This window comes from Actinomyces sp. ICM47 (assembly GCF_905369875.1).
In the GTDB taxonomy this organism is placed as follows: Bacteria; Actinomycetota; Actinomycetes; order Actinomycetales; family Actinomycetaceae; genus Pauljensenia.
Map to the genome: position 1 here is coordinate 82,825 of NZ_CAJPJE010000004.1, position 6,000 is coordinate 88,824.

6 protein-coding genes are annotated in these 6,000 nt (G+C 66.2%); 4 read left to right on the forward strand and 2 right to left on the reverse strand.

What is annotated here, in order from left to right:
* Positions 1 to 36: 36 nt before the first annotated feature.
* Positions 37 to 915 carry an aldo/keto reductase gene (locus QZ149_RS01755; protein ID WP_291449210.1) on the forward strand — a complete coding sequence of 293 codons (879 nt, stop codon included), beginning with the start codon at positions 37 to 39 and terminating at the stop codon, positions 913 to 915.
* A 19-nt stretch (positions 916 to 934) separates the two neighbouring features.
* On the forward strand, positions 935 to 2,254 hold the full coding sequence (locus QZ149_RS01760; RefSeq protein ID WP_291449213.1) for a DUF4921 family protein: 1,320 nt from the start codon (positions 935 to 937) through the stop codon (positions 2,252 to 2,254).
* A 144-nt stretch (positions 2,255 to 2,398) separates the two neighbouring features.
* Here the strand turns inward: QZ149_RS01760 and QZ149_RS01765 are convergent, their stop codons facing one another.
* Positions 2,399 to 3,811 (reverse strand): hypothetical protein, encoded by a 1,413-nt coding sequence (locus tag QZ149_RS01765; protein WP_291449215.1) that lies wholly within the window; start codon positions 3,809 to 3,811, stop codon positions 2,399 to 2,401.
* 139 nt (positions 3,812 to 3,950) lie between these two features.
* On the opposite strand from QZ149_RS01765, the gene QZ149_RS01770 reads away from it, so the two are divergent.
* Positions 3,951 to 4,229 carry a DUF4235 domain-containing protein gene (locus tag QZ149_RS01770; RefSeq protein ID WP_291449217.1) on the forward strand — a complete coding sequence of 93 codons (279 nt, stop codon included), beginning with the start codon at positions 3,951 to 3,953 and terminating at the stop codon, positions 4,227 to 4,229.
* A gap of 45 nt (positions 4,230 to 4,274) precedes the next feature.
* Here QZ149_RS01770 and QZ149_RS01775 read toward each other — a convergent pair whose 3' ends face one another.
* Positions 4,275 to 4,643, reverse strand: coding sequence for a sterol carrier family protein (locus tag QZ149_RS01775; protein ID WP_291449220.1), 369 nt, complete (start codon positions 4,641 to 4,643; stop codon positions 4,275 to 4,277).
* A 99-nt stretch (positions 4,644 to 4,742) separates the two neighbouring features.
* On the opposite strand from QZ149_RS01775, the gene QZ149_RS01780 reads away from it, so the two are divergent.
* Entirely contained in the window at positions 4,743 to 5,651 is a 909-nt protein-coding gene (locus QZ149_RS01780; RefSeq protein WP_291449222.1) for a cytochrome C oxidase subunit IV, read from the forward strand.
* The last annotated feature ends 349 nt before the right edge of the window (positions 5,652 to 6,000 follow it).

The following is a 6,000-nucleotide window of genomic DNA, read 5'->3' on the forward strand; positions in this document are numbered from 1 at the left end:
GGACGCTACACTGAAAGCAACCAGGAGGATTCACTGATGAACGCCCCATTCCCGAGCGACGCGGCCACGGCCTCGTCCCCCATTCCCACGCTCACGCTCCCGACGGGCGCACCCATCCCCGTGCTAGGCTTCGGCACCTACAAGGTCGCGCCCGAGGACGCCTACGACGCCGTGAGCCGCGCACTCGAGATTGGTTACCGCCACATCGATACCGCGCAGATGTACGGCAACGAGGCCGAGGTCGGCGCCGCGCTCGAAGCGTCTGGCATCGAACGCGAGCAGATCTTCCTCACCACCAAGGTCGACAACTCCAACCACGCACCCGAGCGCGCTGCCGCATCCATCGCACGATCACTCGAAGATCTGCGCACCGACTACGTCGACCTCCTCCTCGTACACTGGCCGCTGCCCACCCTCTACGGCGGAGACGTCACCCTGCCGTGGCCAGCCCTCGAGGACGCCTTCGCTGCGGGCAACGCGCGTGCCATCGGCCTGTCGAACTACGAGCGCGACCACATCGAAGCCGTCCGCTCCATCGCTTCCGTACCACCCCACGTCCTCCAGGTCGAGGCGCACCCATTCCTCCCCAACGAGGCGCTGCGCTCCTACGCGCACGAACTCGGCATGGTCTTCGAAGCATGGTCACCCCTGGCACGCGGGCGCGCCATCACCGACCCAACCCTCGTCGCCATCGGCGACGAACTCGGAGTCAGCGCCGCGCAAGTCGCCCTGCGCTGGGCCATCGACCGCGGCCACGTCGTCTTCCCCAAGACCCTGAGTCCGGCGCGCATGGCCACCAACATTGACACCTTTTCCTTCAGCCTGAGTCCCGACCAGCGCGCCCGCATCGACGCGCTCGACGAAGGCGAGGCCGGGCGCACCGGATCGCACCCCGCCACCATGAACCGACTCTGACAACAGGTACGATTAAGACATGGCATCGAAGCTTACCCGCGCCGACCGCGCCATCGTGCGACTCGCCGACGGCACCGTCAAACAGCAGAACCTGCTCACCGGCACAGAGGTGTGGACCGTCCCCGGCCGCGGAAACCGGCCGCTCGCCGCCCCGCGTACCGACTGCACCCCCATCGACCACGAGGCTGACGGGCACTATTGCGCGTTCTGTTCCAAGCGCTACCTGGAGACGCCGCCCGAAAAGTCGCGCCTCGTACGCCGAGACGACGGCACGTGGGAACAGCTCGACGCCCTGCCCGCCGACAAGCTCAGCGACACGGTCGCCGAATTTCGGCGTATCCCTAACCTGTTCGAAATCGTCTCCTACAACTACTGGCACCTCAACCACGGGCACATGCCCTCCGAGGCCGACCACCACCGCATGGCCCGATACCTGGCCTCGGACGTGGGCTACGACCACGTCATGAACGTCGTGCGCGCGCGGATGCTGGCCTCGGGCATGAGCGAGGGCGAGTTCGCGGCCACCAGCGAGACCGCGCGCCTGCAGGCCGCCAACGGCTTTTTCTCCGGCGGCCACGACCTGATTATTGGCAGGCGCCACTTCATCGACGGGGCAACCGAAGCCCACCAGCTTGCCGGGTCGGGCACCCTCACCCCGGAAGAGCACACCCAGTACACCGCCTACACGGCCCGCTCAATGCACGAGCTGTACGGCCTCAACCCCGCCGTGCGCTACGTCGCCACCTTCCAGAACTGGCTGCGCCCTGCCGGCGCCTCATTCGACCACCTGCACAAGCAGCTGGTCGCCATCGACGACCTCGCCGTTCAAACAGAAGCAGAACTCGAGCGCCTGCGCGCACAGCCCGACATCTACGACCAGATCTTCACGGTCGCCGCCACCCGCAAACTCCTCATCGCTCAAAACGAGCACGCCGTCGCCCTGGCAGGCTTCGGTCATCGCTTCCCCGGCATCGCGATCTGGCCGCTACACTCCCCGCGCAACCCGTGGGAGGTCAGCGACGAGGCAATGGCTGGGATCTCCGACATCTTGCACGCCGCGCACGCGGCGACCGGCGCAGACGTGCCCGCCAACGAAGAGTGGTACCACCGCCCGCCCACCGTCTCGACCCCCATGCGCTGGAGGATCCTGCTCAAGTGGCGCATCTCCACTCTGGCCGGATTCGAGGGCGGCACCCGCATCTACCTCAACACGATCGATCCCTGGAAGGTCGTCGAACGAACCGTGCCACGCCTGCGCGAGCTGCGCGACAAGGGCCTCATCGCCCCCATGCGCATCGGTGACGAGTGCCGCGTCAGCCCCTCCATGCTGCGCGACTAGGGAACGTCTACCCCTCGCATCCCCAACGGTGCCACGTTCGTGCCCCACCACGGCCTCGCCACCGCGCGACCACTCATCCTCACCGCACACAGTGAAGGGGGGACGCGGTACGCCGCATCCCCCCTTCACTCACGGGAGAACTGACTACTCCTCGTCGTCCTCATCGATCGGGTGATGGGTCCTCGTGCGAGGTTCGTCATCCTCATCCTCATCCTCATCCTCATCGGGATCGTCAGCCAGGTCGCTGTTACTGATCCCGGGCGCGCCCGGGTTCACACTCGGCTGACCCGAAGGCTGACCCGAAGGCTGACCCGAAGGCTGACCCGAAGGCTGACCCGAAGGCTGACCCGAAGGCTTCCCCGAAGGCTTTCCCGAAGGCTGCTGCGTGGGCGTCTGAGCCGGAGCAGGTTCATCGAGCGCCGCGGTCCACGTCGCCAACCACGCGCTCTTCGCGTTAAACGACCCCATGGTTTCGTCCGACACGACGGGGCTGCCCGTGATGCCCGAGAACCACTCGGCCTTCGTGTTTGACGCGAGAACACCATCGATCGGATAGGCCGCCCCCGTGGTCGCCAGAGAATGCTGCGCAACAGCGCTCTGCAACCAAGCGATCAAGGACTCAGCGCCGTCCGAAGCGGGTGTCTTCGTCGCCGCTACGTACATGGTGCGCGCGATACACGTCGACGGCAACGCCGTCCCGTACGAATCGGCACCCGTGTTCGTCGCGGCAGCCGCAGCCAGCGAACGCGGCGCAACCACGAGCGGGTAAGAGCCGGACTTGCCCGACGCGGACCCCACGATCTCGGACAGGTAGCCGTCAGACACGTGCCCTCCAGCCGTCCACGCGCCAATAGCCGCACCCAGCGAGGGATCGACACGCGGACTCAGCGTCTGGACGAACGGACCCAGGCCCTCACCCGTCTGTGCGGCAGCCTCCTGCAGGAAGGCACGCCCCACCGACGACGAGACAGGATCCGGAATCGCGAGGAGTGTGCGCACACGAGGAGTACTCAGCTCCTGAAACGACGTGGGCAGCGTGCGCTTATTCGCACTCATCCACGACTTATCCGCGATCACGCACACATCGTCGCGACCGTACGCCACCGCCGCAGGCACACCCGAAATAGAAGTACCCGACAAGGTCACAGTGTCCTGCGGGCCAGACGGAGCAATCGTGCCCGCCTGGCTCGCCTGCTGTGCGTCAGCACCATCCAGGCCCAGCACAACATCCGCCCCCGCCCTGGGGAGCGAATCCACCCCATCAATGGGAACGACCGCGACCGAGAAGCCCGTCTCCTCCGTGAAGGCCTGCGCCATCTCAGTGGGCAGCTGCGCACCGCCCACGAGGGCAACCGTCACCGTGTCCGTGCCCGTCCTCGGGCTGGGAGCATCGAGCGTGCCCGCAATCCCTTCTTCTTCGATCCCCTGCCCCGGAACAACGGGGGCACCGAAAGGATCTTGGGGTGCACGCGACGACACTGATGGCGTACACGCAGCCAAGGTCGTAGCAGCAACCACAAGGGTTACCAACGCGAATACAGAACGGGCGCGGGCCATAGGGAATCCTTCGGACGAGAACATTTGCCCATAAGCATAAAACAGTAAGCGCCTGAATCTCGCACGAGACCGCAGTGTGGGGCATCATGGAAGCACGCGCTGCCGCGCAGGGACAACCAACCCACGCCAGGAGACACACATGGATTCCGCCACGATCAACAAGCTCGCCACGACCGCCGTCATCGCCGGAGCCGCCTTCGCGGCCTCCAAGATTTTCGAATTCGGCTGGAAGACCGTCACGAAGCGCCCGATCCCCGCCGAAGACTCAGATGATGTCACCCTAGCCTCGCTGGTGCTCTTCGCCGCAAGCACCGCGGCCGTCGCCGCCGTCGCCCAGCGCTACGCCTACAAGGGCTCCCAGAAATACCTGGCCCCCAAGATCATCGCACGCTTCGGCGCTCCGCAGATCGAGGCCTAAAACCCGGCGACACTCCGCCCCACCCGGAACACCCTCCCCTGCCTCTCACACGAGCGGCAGGAAGGGACCCAGGTCCGTGCGCTCCCCCGACGCGCTCACCAGGGAAGCGTCCACGGCCTCGTCCCACGTGAGCAGACCGCACGCCAGCGACAGCCACGTGCGCGCGTCCGTCTCCACGACGGCGGGCGGTGTACCACGCCGATGCGTGGTCCCCGGAAGAATCTGCACCGCACCCGCAGGAGGCACGCGCACCTCGACAGAACGACCCGGATGCAGGGCACCCAACTCCTCAAGGGTGAAACGCACAGCCGTCAGCACGACAGCGCGGGACGCGTCCTCGCCGCGCTCACACGAGCCACGCCAAGCGCGCAGCGCCTCCATTCCCGAAGCCGGATCAATGCGTCGTTTCACCATACGTCGATTCTACGTGCGGCACGCTTCCCACGTGGGCGTGCATTCCAACCGCTCAGTCAGGCACAATTGAGTGGATAAACCCCTACCGAGAGGCCACCCGTGAGTGACATCGCATCCCTCGTGACGCTGCGCTCGATCCTCGACATCGAGATCGCACGCACCTACCAGTGGGATGCCGCGACGATCATCACCGTCTCCGGCGTTGATCGCGCCGGCGACCTGACAACCCGCATCGTCGAACACCCCGGGGCACTCGTCGACATCGCCGCCGAAGGCTTCTCACCCCACTCGGCCGCCGGACACGCACTCTCCCACGAACTCCACGACGCCATCCAACGACGGGTGCGCCTATGGCTCGCCGTCATCCCCAGCGACCAACTGCCACGCCTACGCGACGCCCTGGGGGCCGATCTCATTCACGAGGCCGGGGCACCCTCCGGCGGACGCACGCCCATCGCGCTCTCCCCCCTGGCGCTGCTGGAAGCTTGGGCGGCCGGCACAGACGAACAACGCGAGTTCATGCGCGTTTCCATGGCCGGACTCGATACGCTCTCAACCGCGTCACGCGCCACCCGCGCCGCGCGAGCAGTCGGTGCCTCCATCATCGAGCGCACGGCCTTCCTCAAGCTGTGCCGCAACCCTAAGTTCATCGCCTACGTCGTCGTCTTCGTCTACTCCATGGCGCGCGCCGTGCCCGTCATGTTCGTCCCCCACTTCCGGGGCGACTGGCGTGTCCTCTGGCTCATCGATGTCATCACCGCCATCCCCTACACGTGGGGCCTCATCGAGATGGTCGCCGGGCAAAAGCTCTGGCACCGCGTCGTCGGTGCCGCCACCGCCGCCGTCACCTTCCTGGCACCCTACGTGTATTTCCTCGTGTACGGGCGTCACGCTCCCGCGAGCATCTGGGTCGCAATCGCCTGCATTTTCTTCGGCGGCATCTTCCTCGAAGTATTCCGCTACCAGCGCGACCGTGCCGTTAAGAAGGGCCTCGCGGGACTCCTGTAGCCACACCGCCCCCGCTCCCCGACTGCTTTCCGTGCCCGAGGGCAGCGGCGAAACGGTCGCGGTTGCGTAGCGCGCGCACATAACTACTCTCCGTGCCCGAGGGCGGCGGCCCGCCCGCTCGCCGTCCGCGCCGCGAGCCTTCGGCTCGGCGCGTCGTCTCGAAGCCCGGCCAGGCCCTGCCGCCGCCCTCGGGCACTACCTCTGCACAGTCACCACTAAACCGGCTCTTCGCATTTAAGGGTGTAGGAGGTGTTGGAATCCGCCGGAGTGGAGGAGGCAGCGTAGGCGGTAGTTTCGGTGGTTGACGAATCCTTGGGCGATGCCGCGTAGGTGTTCGAGGCGTCCGTTG

Excerpts from the sequence above, each read along its gene's own strand:
- QZ149_RS01760 (WP_291449213.1), top strand. The coding sequence starts at position 935 with ATGGCATCGAAGCTTACCCGCGCCGACCGCGCCATCGTGCGACTCGCC.
- QZ149_RS01770 (WP_291449217.1), top strand. The coding sequence starts at position 3,951 with ATGGATTCCGCCACGATCAACAAGCTCGCCACGACCGCCGTCATCGCC.
- QZ149_RS01755 (WP_291449210.1), top strand. The coding sequence starts at position 37 with ATGAACGCCCCATTCCCGAGCGACGCGGCCACGGCCTCGTCCCCCATT.
- QZ149_RS01765 (WP_291449215.1), bottom strand. The coding sequence starts at position 3,811 with ATGGCCCGCGCCCGTTCTGTATTCGCGTTGGTAACCCTTGTGGTTGCT.
- QZ149_RS01775 (WP_291449220.1), bottom strand. The coding sequence starts at position 4,643 with ATGGTGAAACGACGCATTGATCCGGCTTCGGGAATGGAGGCGCTGCGC.